This is a genomic window from Acinetobacter sp., assembly GCF_036666595.1.
In the GTDB taxonomy this organism is placed as follows: domain Bacteria; phylum Pseudomonadota; class Gammaproteobacteria; order Pseudomonadales; family Moraxellaceae; genus Acinetobacter.
The window spans coordinates 82211-100532 of record NZ_JAVWVO010000013.1; the positions used below are offsets into that span (position 1 = coordinate 82211).

General features: G+C 40.7%; 14 protein-coding genes, 1 pseudogene and 1 riboswitch. Of the genes and pseudogenes, 7 read left to right on the forward strand and 8 right to left on the reverse strand.

Going from position 1 to position 18322, the window contains the following annotated elements; translation table 11 throughout:
- Positions 1-225 precede the first annotated feature (225 nt).
- Complete coding sequence (sulP, locus tag RR876_RS14800) at positions 226-1959, reverse strand: sulfate permease (protein ID WP_332477895.1); 1734 nt, start codon at positions 1957-1959, stop codon at positions 226-228.
- 101 nt (positions 1960-2060) lie between these two features.
- Positions 2061-2378, reverse strand: a complete 318-nt coding sequence (locus RR876_RS14805) for a metalloregulator ArsR/SmtB family transcription factor (RefSeq protein WP_004693230.1) — start codon at positions 2376-2378, stop codon at positions 2061-2063.
- Positions 2379-3008: 630 nt separating this feature from the next.
- Between RR876_RS14805 and cysK the strand changes: the two genes are divergently transcribed.
- Positions 3009-4007 (forward strand): cysteine synthase A, encoded by a 999-nt coding sequence (gene cysK, locus RR876_RS14810; RefSeq protein ID WP_332477896.1) that lies wholly within the window; start codon positions 3009-3011, stop codon positions 4005-4007.
- 66 nt (positions 4008-4073) lie between these two features.
- Here cysK and RR876_RS14815 read toward each other — a convergent pair whose 3' ends face one another.
- On the reverse strand, positions 4074-4685 hold the full coding sequence (locus RR876_RS14815) for a TetR/AcrR family transcriptional regulator (protein WP_332477897.1): 612 nt from the start codon (positions 4683-4685) through the stop codon (positions 4074-4076).
- A gap of 521 nt (positions 4686-5206) precedes the next feature.
- On the opposite strand from RR876_RS14815, the gene RR876_RS14820 reads away from it, so the two are divergent.
- From RR876_RS14820 to RR876_RS14845, 6 genes are all read left to right on the forward strand, one after another.
- Positions 5207-6379 carry a thiolase family protein gene (locus RR876_RS14820; RefSeq protein WP_332477898.1) on the forward strand — a complete coding sequence of 391 codons (1173 nt, stop codon included), beginning with the start codon at positions 5207-5209 and terminating at the stop codon, positions 6377-6379.
- A gap of 319 nt (positions 6380-6698) precedes the next feature.
- Entirely contained in the window at positions 6699-7592 is an 894-nt protein-coding gene (locus RR876_RS14825) for a LysR substrate-binding domain-containing protein (RefSeq protein ID WP_004979763.1), read from the forward strand.
- A 144-nt stretch (positions 7593-7736) separates the two neighbouring features.
- A riboswitch (guanidine-I (ykkC/yxkD leader) is annotated at positions 7737-7840 on the forward strand.
- 27 nt (positions 7841-7867) lie between these two features.
- Positions 7868-8608 carry an urea amidolyase associated protein UAAP1 gene (locus RR876_RS14830; RefSeq protein ID WP_332477899.1) on the forward strand — a complete coding sequence of 247 codons (741 nt, stop codon included), beginning with the start codon at positions 7868-7870 and terminating at the stop codon, positions 8606-8608.
- Positions 8609-8625: 17 nt separating this feature from the next.
- On the forward strand, positions 8626-9276 hold the full coding sequence (locus RR876_RS14835; protein ID WP_332477900.1) for an urea amidolyase associated protein UAAP2: 651 nt from the start codon (positions 8626-8628) through the stop codon (positions 9274-9276).
- Between the two features lie 5 nt (positions 9277-9281).
- Entirely contained in the window at positions 9282-12887 is a 3606-nt protein-coding gene (gene uca / locus RR876_RS14840) for an urea carboxylase (protein ID WP_332477901.1), read from the forward strand.
- Positions 12888-13149: 262 nt separating this feature from the next.
- Positions 13150-13566 (forward strand): hypothetical protein, encoded by a 417-nt coding sequence (locus RR876_RS14845; RefSeq protein WP_332477906.1) that lies wholly within the window; start codon positions 13150-13152, stop codon positions 13564-13566.
- 65 nt (positions 13567-13631) lie between these two features.
- Here RR876_RS14845 and accC read toward each other — a convergent pair whose 3' ends face one another.
- The 5 genes and pseudogenes from accC to RR876_RS14870 all read right to left on the reverse strand — a co-directional run.
- Positions 13632-14993 carry an acetyl-CoA carboxylase biotin carboxylase subunit gene (accC, locus tag RR876_RS14850; RefSeq protein ID WP_005399493.1) on the reverse strand — a complete coding sequence of 454 codons (1362 nt, stop codon included), beginning with the start codon at positions 14991-14993 and terminating at the stop codon, positions 13632-13634.
- 16 nt (positions 14994-15009) lie between these two features.
- Positions 15010-15429 carry an acetyl-CoA carboxylase biotin carboxyl carrier protein gene (gene accB / locus RR876_RS14855; RefSeq protein ID WP_004979753.1) on the reverse strand — a complete coding sequence of 140 codons (420 nt, stop codon included), beginning with the start codon at positions 15427-15429 and terminating at the stop codon, positions 15010-15012.
- Between the two features lie 16 nt (positions 15430-15445).
- Positions 15446-15901, reverse strand: a complete 456-nt coding sequence (aroQ, locus tag RR876_RS14860) for a type II 3-dehydroquinate dehydratase (protein WP_332477902.1) — start codon at positions 15899-15901, stop codon at positions 15446-15448.
- A gap of 1090 nt (positions 15902-16991) precedes the next feature.
- Positions 16992-17768, reverse strand: coding sequence for a 3-oxoadipate enol-lactonase (gene pcaD / locus RR876_RS14865; protein ID WP_332477903.1), 777 nt, complete (start codon positions 17766-17768; stop codon positions 16992-16994).
- Between the two features lie 104 nt (positions 17769-17872).
- Positions 17873-18322, reverse strand: a pseudogene (locus RR876_RS14870) (acetyl-CoA C-acyltransferase); the annotation flags it as partial.

An 18322-nucleotide genomic window follows, 5' to 3' on the forward strand; every position in this document is an offset into this window, starting at 1 on the left:
CTTGTTGAAATTACGAGGACAAAATACGGATTTTAAGTGCGCCATTTTATACCTAATTTGCTAACTGACTGAAAAATATTTAAATATAAAAATTAAGTTATTGTAATTTCAGTTTTTATTATTCATTTTAATTCATAAAAATGACATGTTTAATGGATTTTTATCACAAATGCCTGCTTGATATTTCTCACTATATTGAAAAAGTGCAAGCAGGCATTCTGTCTCTTATAAGGTTTTAAGCAGCTGTGGAGAAAGGGTTTGAATGGCTTGATAATGGGTTAAAAAGACATTCCCACTCAAATGCTTCAACAGTTTGGAGCTTTGTAGTCGATCCATCACAGGGCCCTTAACTTCGGACAAATGCAGTTGAATGTTTTGCTTGGCCAATTCTAGATTAATATCTTCCAGCATTTCTAAAGCACTCAAGTCGATACTGCTCACACTGGAGCAATTAATCACGACATGGGCTAATTCAAGTTGTTGGCTCACGGCATTGATCAGCTCGCCTTTGAATATATTGGCATTTAAGAAGGTTAGGCTTTCATCTATACGCATCGACAGTACTTGTGCCGTTGTTTGAACTTGATGTCGTTCAACATTGCGAAAATGTTGCGTCCCTTCGACCAAGCCAATCACAGCGATATGAGGCCGACTAATCCGCCAAAGTAATAAAATAAAGGTTGAGATCATGCCAATGATCAGGCCGGCTGAAATATCGATACAGACAACACCAAAAAAGGTAATCCACATTGCGATGCCATCTGCTTTAGAATACTTCCATGCTTCTATAAAGGGTTTAAAGTCCACAAGTTTCCATATCGAGACGATAATCGTTGCAGCCAAAATAGCTAAAGGAAGGTCCTGAAAGAAACCTGTAAAGTATAAGCTCACTACAATAATCAACAGCGAAGAGAGCACACCAGCCATAGGCGTTTGAGCACCTGCATCTGCATTAACAACAGTACGAGAAAGGCTGCCTGTCACAGGAAAGGCTGAACTGAAACCTGCACTGATATTGGCTAATCCTAAAGCGATAAGTTCTTGGTTGCTGTTGAGTTGGCTTCGGTTCTGTAAAGCCGTGGCTTGAGCAATGGAAAGTGATTCAACAAAACTGATCATCGCGATCATGGTTGCACCTGGTAAAAGTTGCAGAACTAAAGTCCAGTTCCAATACGGCATATCGAGTGGAGGCATACCAGATGGAATGATTCCAACCGTTTTGATTCCAAGCGTTTGCAGCTGGAAAAAATAGACCAAGGCAATCGAGGCAACCACTAAAAATAAAGGAATAGTACGCGAAAGTAATAGGGTCGATCCGAACCAACCTTTTAAGGCATTAGTATTCAGCAGCTTTGGTACATAAATTAAAAATGCGATTGCACACAGGCCAAACAGCAGCGTACCTATGTGAGTCAAACTGATGTATTGCCAAACACTAACCACAAACTCGGGGATATTATTGGCTTTTAAGGGCAGATCGACAATAAACTTCAACTGACCCAAAGCAATCAGCAAAGCAGATGCAATAATGAAACTTTGGATGACGGGGTGGCTAATCAGTTGGATGAGGAAACCAAACCGAAATAAACCCAACAGCAGGGAAATGATACCGACCATTAGGGCTAATAAACATGCCGCTTGTATATACACAGGTGAACTAACTTCAAACATAGAGTTCAAAGTCGCAAAGGTCATCATCGAAATGATGGCAACAGGCCCAATAGAAAGAGTCGGGCTGCCACCAATTATGGCATAAATAATCATTGGAATAATACTGGCATATAACCCAGTGATTGGCGGTAAGCCTGCCAACATGGCATAGGCCATGCCTTGAGGAACCAACATGGCAATGACGATAAAAGATGCAAGTAAATCTGACTTAAACGTAGGCGTGTCATAGTGCTTGAGCCATTGCCATGCGGGTAGATAATGGCTTAGACGACGATTCCAATCAGACATAAAAAAATCTAAATCACAAATTTAGATATATTATGCATAAAAAATGCTAAGAAGTCTTAGCATTCGTTTTCATAGCACAGAAAATATAGCAGTGATTTGGTTTAGAGACGTGGTTTTGGGCAGTACAAGCTATACAAAGTATTTAAAACTTCAATCATGCGTTCATCTTTAATGGAGTAATAAATTTGTTTACCATCACGGCGCGTATTTACCACATCACTTTTACGTAGCATCATTAATTGTTGAGAAAGTGTCGGCTGTTTGATGTCGGTAATTTCTTCAATTTGGGAAACATTAAGTTCTTGTTGTGACAAATGACACAAAATTAATAAACGATCAGTATTGGCTAGAGATTTTAAAATACTCACAACAACTTCAGCAGAGTCGCGCATAGACGTTATTTCAAGTCCTGTGTTCATTTAAAACCTACTCATAAAACAAAAACAACTGTGCACTTAGTATAAAACCAAGCCGTTCATAATGCTGTGTTTTCAAGTCCAATATGCATGGCTTTTAGTGAAATGAAATATTAGTTTAAGTTATATATACTTTATTTTTACATCAAAATTAGTTATCTGAAATTTAGCTTAAGTTCCAGATATTTATATAATTTAAGTAGAAAATTGCATTAGAAATAGTTTTCTTTATGACTTTTTATAATAAGCTTTGAATATTTTATCATATAGTGTGTTTTAAAATCATAATTACATAGCTATTTTAAGATAGCATTATAAAAATAAAAAATATATACATTTATTAAAGGCATAATTGTTACTGGATAATATTTTTGAACAAAAAGTAAACTTTGAGATGAGTGTATAAATTTTTCCACCTCCTACAAAAGATGCTGATTATGTGGTTTTATCGTCTGGCTTCTTGGTAAAAGCGGCTGTTTTTTTCAAGTAAAAGCAGGGAGAAACTCATGCTTTTTCTGTTTAAGTGATTTATTTATCAAATAAAAACATAAGCTCGACCAAATGTCAGTTTGCATTTAAAAATCAGGGTATGATAATGAGTGGATCATTAAAAACAACATAGGAAACATTGGTATGAGTACTGACTCAGCTTTTCCAACGCCTAATAATTTAGGGATAGCGGTTTATAGTAATAATGCAGAAGCGATTGGTAACACACCATTGGTTCGTATTAACCGAATTATACAAAGTCCAGCCACCGTTTTAGCCAAAGTTGAAAGCCGTAATCCTGCATTTTCAGTAAAATGTCGTATTGGGGCTGCGCTGATTGCGGATGCGGAAGCACGCGGTGTACTGAAAGCAGGAATGCACATTGTCGAACCAACCAGTGGTAATACAGGCATTGCTTTGGCATTTGTTGCTGCTGCAAAAGGTTATGCGTTAACCTTGACTATGCCATCAAGCATGAGTATCGAACGTCGTAAAGTGATGAAAGCTTTGGGTGCGAACTTGGTTCTTACCGATCCTGCAAAAGGGATGCGCGGTGCGGTAGAAGAAGCCCAGCGTTTGTTGGATGAAAATCCAGACACTTATTTTTTGCCACAACAGTTTGAAAACCCAGCAAATCCAGCTATTCATGAAGCAACCACTGGCCCAGAAATTTGGGAAGCAACAGGTGGTAAAGTTGATATTTTAGTTGCTGGTGTCGGGACGGGTGGTACGATTTCAGGGATTTCAAGTTATTTTGAAAAAGTAAAAAAACAAGCCTTGTATTCAGTTGCGGTAGAACCTGCTGAGTCGCCGATTATTGGTCAAACCAAACGTGGTGAAGCTTTGACGCCTGGACCACATAAGATTCAGGGTATTGGTGCTAACTTTATTCCTAAAAACTTAGACCTCGACTTGGTCGATGAAGTGATGCCAATTGATGCAGCAACAGCAATTGATTGGGCGCGTAAAACAGCAAGTCAAGAGGGTATTTTGGTGGGTATTTCAAGTGGTGCAGCGATGGCAGCAGCAGCTGAACTTGCTGCACGTCCTGAAAATGCAGGTAAAACCATTGTGGTGATTTTACCTGATGGTGGTGAACGTTATTTATCTTCAGTCTTGTTTGAAGATATTTCCGTAGACTAATTTTCTGAAATGTATGAAAAAAAGCTAAACATGAAATGTTTAGCTTTTTTTATGCCGTTTAGAAACTTAAAGTGCTGCGTGTGAAATTTTATCAGGTGTCATAAGGGCTTGGTTGACATACAGTTTAATCAGACGGTCACGTGAACCGATTGATTTTTGATAATGCGTTGAATTGAGTAACAATGACGCACCGTAGGTCACTGTCCATACATAAGATAAATAATCACGAATGGACATTGCACTGTCTAAAGACTTTAAGTAGTCAGAAGTCATGTCTTTAATTTCGATAATACGTTGCTCACGTATTTGATAGAGCTTCTCAAAAAGTTCTTTGAGTTTACGTTCGTTATTGGTTAAACGTTCTTCAATAACGTGCAGTAAAATCGTACGGTTCGAGTTCAACATATTATAAAGCATGTATTCGGAAACATACGTTTTAATATCGTTGTTATGCTTTTGAGAAATTTCTAGCAGGCGAGTTTCATTCAAGATAATCAGCTCTAAATAAAGTTGATTTTTACTTTTGAAATGCTTGTAGATTGTACCCTTTGCAATATCGAGTTCCGTTGCTAATTCGCTTAAGGTGATGTCTTGATTATTGTCTAATAATAAAGTCTCAGCCATGGCTAAAATTTTCTCTTTGCGTAATAGAAAATTTTGTTGGCGTACTGAAGTCATTGGCTTATTCCAGTGTATTCCATGAGAACTATAGAGAGGCTATTGAACTTGGTTGAAAATGAAAATTCAACTAAGGTCTTGGATATTACTACAATCGTTTTAAAAATATCCACTTGTTCAACAATAGAAATAAATACAGGTGCATTTTCGCATTTCGTTGTCAATAAATTTGATCTCTAGAGATCAAATTTGGGCCATCGCATTCCTTTTTCGTGATTTTTACACTATTGTCAGTATAGCCACTGTGTTCTTAGAGATGAGAACCTTTAGTGCTAAAGTCTCAAATGCAGTGCGGGTTGATAAATGGATCATCTATCGTATGGATCGATGTCTTATTCATGTGTGTTTGTTTTAATGTCTTTATAGATGACTCGCTTTGAGACGGTAGCACTATGAAAAACATTAAAATAAGATATGAAACGATTAACCCCTTTGTAATATGAAAAAATAGATAGGGAATGTCTTTAAGCCTTTTAATTGGGCTTAAAGCAAGTAAACCGCGAAAAAGGATGAAATAGAAAATGATTGTTATTGTAGACGGTGTACGTACAGCAATGGGTGGTTTTCAAGGTTCACTGTCGAGCTGTACCGCACCTCAACTTGGTGCGGTGACAATTAAAGAAGTGTTAAACCGTTCTGGCTTACAGCCGACCGATGTGGATGAAGTGATCTTTGGTTGCGTACTTCCAGCAGGTTTAAAACAAGGCCCTGCACGTCAAGCAATGCGTATGGCAGGTCTACCTGACTCAACGGGTGCAACAACCATCAATAAAATTTGTGGCTCTGGGATGAAAGCCGTTATGCAAGCGGCTGACGCGATTAAAGCGGGTTCAGCTGAGATTGTGGTGGCGGGTGGTATGGAGTCGATGTCAAATGCGCCGTACTTACTTGAAAAAGCACGCGCGGGTTACCGTATGGGACATGGTAAAACCACTGATCACATGTTCCAAGAAGGTTTAGAAGACGCTGAAACAGGTCTGTCAATGGGTGTACTTGCTCAAGAAATGGCAGATAAAAAAGGCTATACCCGTGAGCAGCAAGATCAATATGCCATTGGTTCTTTAAATAAAGCCGTTGCTGCGATTCAAGGTGGTTTCTTTAAAGATGAAATCGTGCCTGTGACGGTGAGTAGCCGTAAAGGCGATGTTGTGGTTGATCAGGATGAACAGCCGCTCAATGCCAAAGTGGATAAAATTCCAACTTTACGTCCGGCATTTAAAAAAGACGGCACGATTACTGCTGCAAATTCGAGTTCTATTTCGGATGGTGCCTCTGCATTGGTTGTAACTTCATCCGAAGTGGCTGACGCACGTGGTCTTAAGCCATTGGCAAAAGTTGTGGCTTATGCAAGCAACTCTCAGCATCCATCTGAGTTCACCATTGCCCCTGTAGGTGCCATTGAGAAAGTTTTAGCCAAAGCAGGCTGGTCTGCGGATGATGTAGATCTGTGGGAAGTCAATGAAGCATTTGCGATGGTCACAATGCTTGCAATTGATGGTTTTCATTTAGACCCTGCAAAAGTCAATGTGAATGGTGGCGCTTGTGCACTTGGTCATCCATTGGGTTCATCTGGTTCGCGCATTATGGTGACTTTACTGCATGCTTTGAAACGTACTGGTGGGAAAAAAGGTGTAGCTGCTTTATGTATTGGTGGTGGTGAGGCGACTGCTATTGCCGTAGAGTTGCTGGACTAAAGCTGTAATATCCTTACTGTGGCTACTGAAAAAATGATTTAAATAGCTATAATTCGGCATGGTTGATTTCATCAAAGGTTCGATTGATTCGAGCCTTTTTTGTTATGTAAAATACATGCAGATCATGCTACATAAATTTTCAGGAAAAGCATCCATTGTTCAGTACAGCTAAAGGTATAATTAATGTACTTTTATTGCTGAAACGTCTGATATTAGACCTAGATGCCTGTAAAAGTAAGTTTTGAGCATTGGATCATCGCTATAATGGGTAGATGATGGATCGTCTACCATCACCATACATATAAGGAACATTTTTTTCGTGTTTGAACTGGACTGTAAATTACTCAGTATCTTTTTTTACGTTTATAAGTTTAAAAGTGTGTCACTGGCGGCTGATCATTTAGAAATGAGTCAACCGACGGTGAGTAACATTCTGAATAAAATTCGCCAACATTATAATGATCCACTGTTTTTACGGATTGGCAATGAAATGGTGCCGACTGAGCTGTCGAAACAGCTGTTTCCATTGGTCAGTGAGGCGTTAAACAAGGTTGAAATCATTAATAACTTTACGATTGATTTCGACCAAGCCACTTCACAGCAACAGTTTAGTTTGGCTATGACCGATGTTTCACATTTGGTGTTGTTGCCGAAAATTTCGCAATACTTAAAGAAACATGCGCCGCATATTCGTTTGAATATCCGTCCAATTACCTCTGAAACCAGTTATCAAATGGCAAATGGCGAGATTGATTTGGCGCTGGGTTTTTTACCTCAACTGGAAAATGGCTTTTATCAACAGCAACTATTCGAGCAGTATTATGTGGTGATTGCCGCCAAAGATCATCCTCGTTTGACAGGTGACAGTATCAGCACAGCGCAGTACTTGGCTGAGTCACATATCGATATTGATGCGGGCATGGGGCATTACCATATTGAAAATGAACTGCTTAATTTAGAACTAAAACGTGACATTTTGATGCGTTTACCGAGCTATTTAGGGGTTGGCTTGGTGGTACAAGAAACCGATGCGATTGCCACAGTCCCGTATTATTTGAGTGAAGTGCTGCTTTCACGTGGCAATTTAAAGATCTTCAATGCTCCAATTGCCTTCCCAAGTTATGGGGTGAAACAGTATTGGCATATGTCTTGTCATCACAAAACCAGTCATCAGTGGCTGCGTCACATGTTCCATGAAATTTTAATGAAGTAATTCTTAAAATTTGATGCTTTTTAGTGCGCATAGCGAAAATATGTGTGCTTGAAATCTAAAGTGCCCATTTATTGCTCATAAATAGTATTACGAAGTTTAAAAATCGTAATACTAAATTGGCACAGCCTTTGCATCGTCTAATCTGAAAGAGTGATCTAGGGTTCCGATACATATCTATTTTATGTATGTCTGCGACCGAGAGTTCACGGTTCGAAAGAGCTACACGGAGGGATAAAAGCCCGGGAGGTAAACAGTTACGATTTAGGCAGAAGCGCATGAGCACAATAACTTATCACGACGATAACGCACTATGGACTGAACTTTTACCGGGTGGGCATCACTGGTCTGGGCGTATTCAACGCGGCACTGTTTTACAGTTTAAAGCCTTGGGGGCACAAGCCAACGTTTCACTTTTCTGTGTCAACAGCGAAGACAAGCTCGAACGTTTTAATATGCCAGATAGCCTAAAGGCACAACATACGGCATTTCTAAGTACAGGGCATGTGTTGTATTCAGACTTAGGTCGGGTTATGGCCTCAATCATTCAAGATGAGCATGGTTGGAATGATGCCTTGTGTGGTCCAAGTCGCACAGAACAAATTCAAAAACAGTTTGGTACTCAAACTTTTCAAGATATACGAAATGAGATGTATCGGAGTGGACGCGACAGCCTGTTGCTTGAAATGACCAAGTTCTCATTAGGTCAAGCCGATCTGTCAGCTACGGTCAACCTATTCTCTAAAGTTCGCCCTGATGATGCAGGCAACTTATCTTATATTGATACTGACAATACCCATCAAATCATTGAACTGCGTTTTGAAATGGACTGTCTGGTGTTCTTATCTGCTGCGCCACATGGTTTGAGCCAAGCAGCAAAGTATCAGCCTGCCGATATTCAAATGCGCTTATTCAAAGCCTCCGCTTTAGCAGTACACGATGTCTGTCGTGATTCATGCCCACAAAACCAACGCGGTTTTCAAAACAACGCACGTTATTACGCATTTGATGCTGCTTAAGCCCGAGGAGAATACGCATGACCAGTTTACAAGCATTTGATCAAACCGTTTTAAATGAAGTCTGTCCAGCGGGTGAGGCATGGATGTGTGAAGTCCAGAAAGGGCAATATTTCCGCATTATTGACCTCGAAGGCAACCAAGCAGTCGATACTTTATTGATTTCTGCGAACAATCCTGAAGAACGTTACAGCGCAACCGATACTCTAGCCATTAATCAGCAGATTTATCTCGAAAAAGGCACAGCCCTATATACCAACTATGGCAACAAAATCGCCACGATCCATGATGATAACTGTGGTCGCCATGACACCTTAGGCGGTGCTTGTTCATGTGAGAGTAACACCGTACGTTATGCACACGACACATTTCCGATGCACAGTTGCCGTAATAACTTTATGACAGCTTTAGCTTTGCATCCAATCGCGAAAAAGTATGGACTGAATGTCCGTCATATTGGCCCGAATATTAACTTCTTTATGAATGTTCCTGTGAGCAGTGATGGGCATCTCAAGTTTGACGATGGAATATCGGCACCGGGTAAGTATGTTGAAATTCAAGCAGAGATGGATCTTATCGTGCTGATTTCTAATTGTCCGCAGTTGAACAATCCATGTAATGCCTATAACCCGACCAAAATTCAACTGATTGTACGTGACGGCAAGGAGTAATCAGCATGTTTAAAAAAGTTCTTATTGCCAACCGTGGTGCAATTGCTTGCCGAGTAATTCGGACATTAAAGAATTTAGGTATTCAGTCGGTTGCGGTGTATTCAGAAGCAGACCGTGATTCCTTACATGTGACTTTGGCTGATGAAGCGGTATTTATTGGTGATAGCCCAGCCAACCAAAGTTATCTAAATATTCAAAAAATTTTACAGGTTGCCAAAGAGACAGGTGCTGAAGCCATTCATCCAGGCTATGGTTTCTTGTCTGAAAATGCAGAGTTTTGTGATTTGTGTGAGTCACAGGGCATTGTGTTTCTAGGGCCGAATTCTGCGCAAATGCGTAGTTTTGGCTTAAAGCATACTGCGCGTGAACTTGCCATTCAGGCGAACGTGCCATTGTTACCGGGTAGCCAACTTTTAGCAGACGAAGCGGAAGCACTGGTGGAGGCGAATCATATAGGCTATCCCGTGATGCTGAAAAGTACCGCAGGTGGCGGTGGTATTGGTATGCGTTTGGTGTGGAACGAAACAGAGCTTAAAGATGCTTATGCAACGGTATCTTACTTGGCCCAAGCGAACTTTAAAGATGCAGGCTTGTATTTAGAAAAGTTTGTGGAAAATGCGCGTCATATTGAAGTCCAAATTTTTGGTGATGGCCAAGGTTTGGTTTTGGCTTTGGGAGAGCGGGACTGTTCAGTACAGCGCCGTAACCAGAAAGTAATCGAGGAAACTCCAGCGCCGCATTTAAATGATGAACAACGTGCTTATATTCAAGGTGTTGCGGTTCAACTGATGCAGTCAGTGAATTACCGTTCAGCAGGTACGGTTGAATTTGTGATGGATAGCGACACACAGCAATTCTACTTCTTAGAAGTGAATACACGTCTACAAGTTGAACATGGTGTGACTGAACAAGTGTTTGGTGTAGACCTTGTGGAATGGATGATCACTTTAGGTAGTGGTGACTGGACTGCACCGATAGAGGCGCTTAAATCTAAAGGCCATTCGATCCAAGTCCGTTTATATGCCGAAGATCCAATTAAAAACTTTCAGCCCAGTGCTGGCTTACTGACCTATGTCGAGTTTGACCCACAGGCCCGCAATGAAACATGGGTAGAAACGGGTTCAAATGTATCTTCCTTTTATGATCCGATGATTGCCAAGATCATTGTGACCCGTGAGAACCGTGAGAGTGCAATTCAGGCCATGAGCGATACTTTGGCAAACACCTCAGTGGCAGGAATTGAAACCAATCTTGAGTATTTACAAAATATTATTGACTGTGAAGTGTTTAAAGCAGGGACACAGACTACACGTTTCTTAAATACTTTTGAGTGGAAAACCCAAAAAATTGAGGTATTACAGTCCGGTATTCAAACGTCAATACAAGACGTCACAGGTCGTTTGGGATACTGGGATGTTGGAGTGCCACCTTCGGGTGCGATTGATCCTTTATCTTTAAATGTAGCCAATCAACTATTGGGGAATCCATTTAATACCGCAGCGTTAGAATGTACATTACAAGGCCCAACTTTAAAGTTTCACTGTGATAGCCAAATCGTGATTACGGGTGGCGACATGCTTGCGACATTGGATGGTGTCGACGTTGCCATGTGGCAGACCCTCAATGTTAAAAAAGGGCAAATTCTTAAAACGGGTAAAATCACCACAGGTTGTCGCAGTTATATTGGCATTAAAGGCGGGTTCAATGTACCTACCTACTTAGGCTCACAAGCGACTTTTACTTTAGGTCAGTTTGGTGGTCATGCAGGACGCAATTTACTCATAGGAGATATGTTGCCGATTACGGCTTATACCTCGGCAGAAACTGTTGCACTGAGTACAGCACAGGTGCCGAGCTTTAGTCAGACTTGGAACATTGCAGTGATGTATGGACCGCATGGTGCGCCAGACTTTTTCACCAAACGAGATATTGAGCGCTTCTTTGAGCAAGAATTTGAAATTCATTTTAACTCAAGTCGTACAGGCATTCGATTAGTGGGTGAAAAACCTGAATGGGCGCGTATCGATGGTGGTGAAGCGGGGCTGCATCCTTCGAATATTCATGATAATGCTTATGCCATTGGCGCGATTGATTTTACTGGAGATATGCCGATTATTTTAGGACCCGATGGTCCAAGTTTAGGCGGTTTCGTTTGCCCAGCAGTTGTGGTCAGCTCTGAACTTTGGAAAATTGGTCAGCTTAAAGCGGGTGATAAAGTTAAATTTATCCCAATCTCTTATGATCAAGCGCAAGTATTGAATCAAAAATATAGCGCAGCGTTAACAGCGGATACGACTGAAAACGTAGAATTTTCTCCAAGCTTTCATGCTGAAATGGAGATCTTATCAGATGCCGTTTTAGCGACTTTAAAAGGTGAGAACGCTAGACCTGATGTGACTTATCGTCCTGCAGGTAATAGTTATCTGTTGGTTGAATATGGAGAGTTGGTTTTAGATCTCAATTTACGCTTCCGTATTCATGCTTTAATGCAATGGGTTAAAGACCAAAGTATCGAAGGGATTATAGACTTAACACCGGGTATTCGTTCGCTGCAAATTCATTTTGATTCATTGGTGCTAGATCAAAAACATTTATTGGGCCTTTTACAGCAAGCAGAAAGTGAATTGCCTGATGTGACCGCAATGGAAGTCCCGTCGCGCACAGTCTATTTGCCTTTGGCTTGGGAGGATTCTCAAACTCAGTTGGCGACTGAACGTTATATGCAAACAGTACGTCCAGATGCGCCGTGGTGTCCTGACAATGTTGAGTTTATTCGTCGTATCAATGGGCTAGATTCAAAGCAAGCAGTGAAGGATATCGTATTCAGCACCAATTATTTGGTGATGGGTTTGGGGGATGTGTACTTGGGTGCACCTGTGGCAACGCCGCTGGACCCACGTCATCGTTTAGTGACCACCAAATATAATCCTGCACGCACTTGGACGCCTGAAAATGCAGTCGGCATTGGTGGAGCGTATATGTGTGTCTATGGCATGGAAGGCCCGGGCGGTTATCAGTTTGTTGGGCGTACAACCCAAATGTGGAGTCGTTACCGCAAAAATCCAGACTTTGAACAGGATAAGCCATGGCTACTACGTTTCTTTGATCAAATTAAATTTTATGAAGTGTCTGAAACAGAACTGATGCAAATGCGGGACGACTTTAAAGCGGGGCGCTTAAAGCTTCGCGTAGAAGATGGGGTTTTAAATCTAAAACAATATAATGACTTCCTCATTGAAAATGCAGCATCCATTTCAAGTTTTAAAGCGGTACAGCAAGCAAACTTTGAAGATGAACGCCGTCGCTGGCATGAGGCAGGTTTGGCTGAATATGTTTCTGAAAGCATAGATGTGGTTTTAGATGACAGTGAAATCCAAATTCCTGAAGGTGGCTGTGTAGTAGAGTCGCACATGCCCGGTTCTATTTGGAAAATTGAATGTACCTCTGGAGACATTGTGGAAGAAGGGGCAACTTTGGCCGTGATTGAAGCCATGAAAATTGAAATTCCCATTATTGCACCTGAGCGAATGAAGGTTGAAGCCATTACCATTGAAAAAGGGCAAACGGTAAAAACAGGTCAGGTGCTGTTTACACTGGCACCTGTAGCCTAAAGTCCAATATTACGACATAGAAAAAAAGACTGCTTAGGTGGTCTTTTTTCGATTCTGAAAATACAATTTATCTAGTACTGGCAATAAGTCGTTTTGTTAAATCGAGATTGCAATGCATAGCAAAAATAGATTGTTATGAAATGGTTATAAAATGATGTTTTGAATCAAAATATGCTAATTTAGTGGGACGCTTAAAAACATTATGGCTTGTATGAAAAAAACATTATTCGGCATGTTATTCATGTTAACTTCATCAGTGCTTATGGCAAATACGCCAAGTCAGGTTGAGGATACTCAAGCATCAAATCAAAATAATATTCGTGTAACGACTCGCCCTGAAATTGTGGGCTTATGGGGAATGGAAATTCCAAATAATCGTAAATGCGTTGAATACTATAATTTTAAAAGTAATAGTGATGTTGTGATTAAAAGTGGGGAAGAATGGTCTACAGGAATTTATGATTACCAGCCATCTACCGATAAAAATGTGCAACTACCTGTTTTGATTTTACAGGTCAAATTTGACAATAACCAAGTGGATTGTTCTGGGTCTCAAGAAGATCAGACTGGTGAAATGTCTCAGTATTTTGTGAAATGGCAAAGTCCATCGACCATTAATTTTTGTGCCAATGATAAAGCACAGCAATGCTTTGCAACACTACGTCGCGTACTACCTTAATTAATGATTTTATAAATAAAAAAACCGCGATAAATCGCGGTTTTTTTATTTAAGGATCAAGACAATTATTTGTCTTGATTACCTTCAATTTGCTTTAATAAGTGCTTTTCAAGGTAGTGAATATCCATTGCTTGTTCACAGAATTTTTCATCTTGAAGAATCAAATCTTTATGCAATGGAATATTGGTTTTAATACCGGTCAAAATCATTTCATCAAGTGCTTGGCGCATGCGAGCAAGTGATGTTTTACGATCCTTACCGTGTGCAATCAGCTTTGCAATCATCGAGTCATAGTAGGGCGGAATGCTATAGCCTTGATAGATATGTGAATCAAGACGAATACCTGCACCACCTGGCACATAAAAATTCTCAATTTTACCTGGTGAAGGTAAGAAGGTCGTTGGATCTTCAGCATTGATACGGCATTCAATCGCATGGCCTTTGACTTCAACTTGATCTTGTTCAATTTCAAGACCTAAGCCACCAGCAATGCGGAGCTGTTGTTCAATAATGTCGATACCTGTCACCATTTCAGTTACAGGGTGCTCAACTTGAACACGTGTATTCATCTCAATAAAGAAGAATTCACCATCTTCAAACAAGAACTCGAATGTACCTGCACCGCGGTACTGCATTAATTTACAAGCATTTACGCAAGCTTCTAAAATGTCAGCACGTGCTTGTTCAGGTAAATTTGGCGCTGGCGCTTCTTCTAGCACTTTCTGATGACGACGCTGTAAAGAGCAGTCTCGGTCATACAGGTGAATCGCGTGGCCATTACCGTCAGCAAGAACTTGAACTTCAACGTGACGAGGTGTTTGTAGGAAACGTTCCATATACACCGTGTCATCTCCAAACCACATTTCAGCATCACGCTGTGCGGCTTGAACAGATTCAAGTAGGGTGTCGACACGTTCTACAATACGCATACCACGGCCACCACCACCAGAAGCAGCTTTCACGATCAATGGGAAACCAATTTCTTTAGCTTCAGCCAGTGCATTTTGCGGTGTCACTGCATTTGCAGAACCGGGTACGGTTGGAACACCTGCTTTACGCATTGCAGTAATGGCAGAAACTTTGTTACCCATCAAACGAATATGTTCAGGGCGTGGTCCAATAAAAATGAAACCTGAGTTTTCTACAATTTCAGCAAATTCAGCATTTTCTGATAAGAAGCCATAACCTGGGTGAATGGCATCTGCACCTGAAATTTCAGCTGCTGTAATAATGGCAGGAATGTTCAAGTAGCTTTCGCTGCTCGCACCTGGTCCAATACATACAGCTTCGTCTACAAAACGTAGGTGCATTAAGTCTTTGTCGGCATCTGAATAGATCCCTACCGTCTTAATTCCTAAAGTTTTGCAGGCACGGGTGATGCGCAGGGCAATTTCACCACGGTTTGCAATTAAAACTTTTTGCAACATTATGAGTCCCCGTCTATTACGCGCGGTAGCGGAATAATGGTTGACCGAATTGGATCACTTCGCCGTTTTTCACTAAAATTTCTTCAACCACACCGCTTTGCGTTGCTTCAATCGGGTTCATGATTTTCATTGCTTCGATAATACCAAGTGTTTCACCAGCCGTGATGGTTTGACCAACTTTAACAAATGGCGCTTCACCTGGGCTTGGAGCAGCGTAGAACACACCAACCATTGGAGAAGTTTCTACAGCACCACGTGGTGTTTTAGCCGCTGGAGCCTGAGCAACAGGAGCTGCCATAGCAACAGGAGCACCAGCTGCAACAACTGGACTACGACGAGTCAGTGCAATCGATTGATCGCCTTCTTTAACTTCAATCGCTTGTAAGTCAGATTCAATCATCAGGTCGATGAGTTTCTTGATTTTACGAATATCCATGTGACAGTATTCCTAATTATGATTGCGTAGAGGGTTGAATTTTAGTGAGAGCGTAATTGAGCGCAGCGCTATAACCTTGAGCACCTAAGCCACAAATAACGCCAACGGCTTTATCTGATAAATATGAATGATGTCTAAACGCTTCGCGCGCATGAACATTTGATAAATGAACTTCAATAAATGGGATGGCTACACCAAGCAGGGCATCACGTAGAGCAACAGAGGTATGCGTGAGTGCAGCAGGGTTAATAATAATAAATTGGACACCATCCGCTTGGGCTTGATGAATACGGTCGACAATGGCACCTTCCCAATTACTTTGGAAAGTGTCGAGAGAAATTGAAGTATTTTCAGCTTGTGCAATGAGTTGCTGATTGATGTCGTTCAGCGTTAGAGAACCATAGACCTCTGGTTCGCGCATTCCTAGCAAATTTAGATTCGGTCCATGAATAACCAAAATGGTCGAACTCATTTAGCTTGCTCCATTTATAAATTGCAATAAATCTTTGCAAGATGGCTGCAAAGTTTGCGTATTATGGCATAAAGTTCTACATTTTTTTTATAGTTTGTTTGAATTGACGTAGATGCTTAGTGCCAAACTTCGGCAATATAATGTAAATTTTGCAAGGAATTGGCAATGTTAAAAGATTACAAATTTTCGGATTATTACTCTTTTTTACATTGTAAGCCAAATTGACCAAAAGCAGCAGATTTGTTTTCGTTTTGTGCCACAGGTGCAACTCAAGTCTTGAAAAGAGGGCAACTCAGACTTCTTAGTCGGTAGCTCACTCTGCATCAGATCTAGATCAATTCTTATATGACTAAACTGTATATCAAAATAAAACTAAAGTCTGATATGGTTTGTATCTGTGCATGATCTGATCAATTTATTCCAGCTCTTTTGGCTGGCTGGACGACCATGATCAATTCAGCTTCTAAGCTTTATTGGATCAATATTTAACTTGAAAAATATCACTTTCATCAATTAAAACATCAACTTGTTACACTGAAATGTATATGGACGTTTTTGTCTGTTGTTAAGGTCTATTTAGCTGATGCCATGAGCTTTTAGAAAAAAACTGAAAAACTTGAAACAGTAAAAGGAAAATTCAGGTTTCTAACGGTGTTTTTCAGCATCCTCTTCGCTGAGAAATTTTGCCGTTAATTAAGCAAAAAACTGTAGAAAAATTGCTGAGTAGCAGAATGTACTGAAAAAATATCCTCTTGTTGAGTATTGGCTTTTGCTGTGCGAGAAAAATTATAAAACAAAACGATTGGCTATTTTGCTCATTTTAACTGGGTAGATGTGGCTATACATGATGGGATCTGGTGAGTTTAGGATTGGCAATAAGTGAAATTTCGAAGAGATAATTTTGCAATCATAATAATTTCAGTTTGTTTTATATACAATTTTTGAGTTTTGATGATTTTAAGAGGAAAAATAGAATGAACCAAAGCCAGCATATTTTTAATAATGAGTTTTAAGCATTCCTATCGCTTTCTTTAGATAGGTACGAAAAAAACAGCCCATGTAGGGCTGTTTTGAGTTCAGATCTAGATCATTAAGCAATAAAGTCTAAGATGGCCTGATTGAAGGCTTTGGGCTGTTCGATATTTGAAATATGAGAGGCATCGATTTCAAATAGGGCACTACTTCGGATGTGATTCACCATGTACTGTGCATCTGAGACTGTTGTTACGGGGTCTTTACGCCCTGCAATAACAAGTAAAGGCACCTGAATGCTTTCGAGTTTTTCACGTAAATCCGCTTTAGCCAAAGCTTCACAACAACTCGCATAACCTTCTGGGCTGCCAGCACATAAGTCGTTTGAAAGCGCTGCTACAGTTGCTGCGTTGCTTTGGATAAAGGGTTCGGTAAACCAACGGCTCGCAGCCGTTGATGCAATTGGTTCTAAACCTTGGGTGCGTACTAATGATGCGCGATCATTCCATGCCTGTTGATTGCCAATTTTGGCAGAGGTATTACATACAATGGCACGATGAAAACGTTCAGGTTTATGAATGACTAACCACTGACCTGTAAGTCCGCCCATTGAGATACCGCAAAAAATGGCTTTCTCAATGTTTAAATGATCCAGTAAATGGATCAGGTCTAGACCAAGTTGTTCAATATCATAAGGCCCTTGAGGCGCAGAAGACTGGCCATGCCCACGAGTGTCATAGCAAATCACAAAATAATTTTTCTGGAAAAAAGTAATTTGTGGTTTCCACATGTTGAAGTTCGTGCCTAGCGAGTTTGAAAAAACGATCGCGGGATTTTTTGGGTCACCAAAAGTTTGATAGTGAATTTCGGCATTATTTGAAGTAAAACTTGGCATATGCTTTTCCTTAATTCATTAAAAATTTTGAGTGTTTCCACTGTTCTGTTGTTATCAGCAAAAAGTGTTATGAGCAGAAACACCACGTCAGATTAGAAGAAGGGTTAAACGCGCTGAATAATCATTGCAATGCCTTGACCGACACCAATACACATCGAACATAGCGCATAGGTTCCACCCGTTTGTTCCAATTGATTTAATGCAGTCGTCACCAAACGTGCACCCGATGCACCGAGTGGATGACCAATCGCAATCGCACCACCGTTTGGATTCACCTGTGTCGTATCATCCGCTAGACCAAGGTCACGCGTGACCGCCAGTGCTTGTGCTGCAAAGGCTTCATTCAGTTCAATCACATCCATCTGCTCGATTGTCAGATTGGTTTGTTTCAGTAACTTTTTGATGGCAGGTGCTGGCGCAAAGCCCATGATGCGCGGTTCTACACCCACTGCTGTTGAGGCAATGATTTTGGCACGGGGTTTAAGTTGATACTGTGCAACGGCTTGTTCTGACGCAATCAGTACAGCAGCCGCACCGTCATTGATGCCTGACGC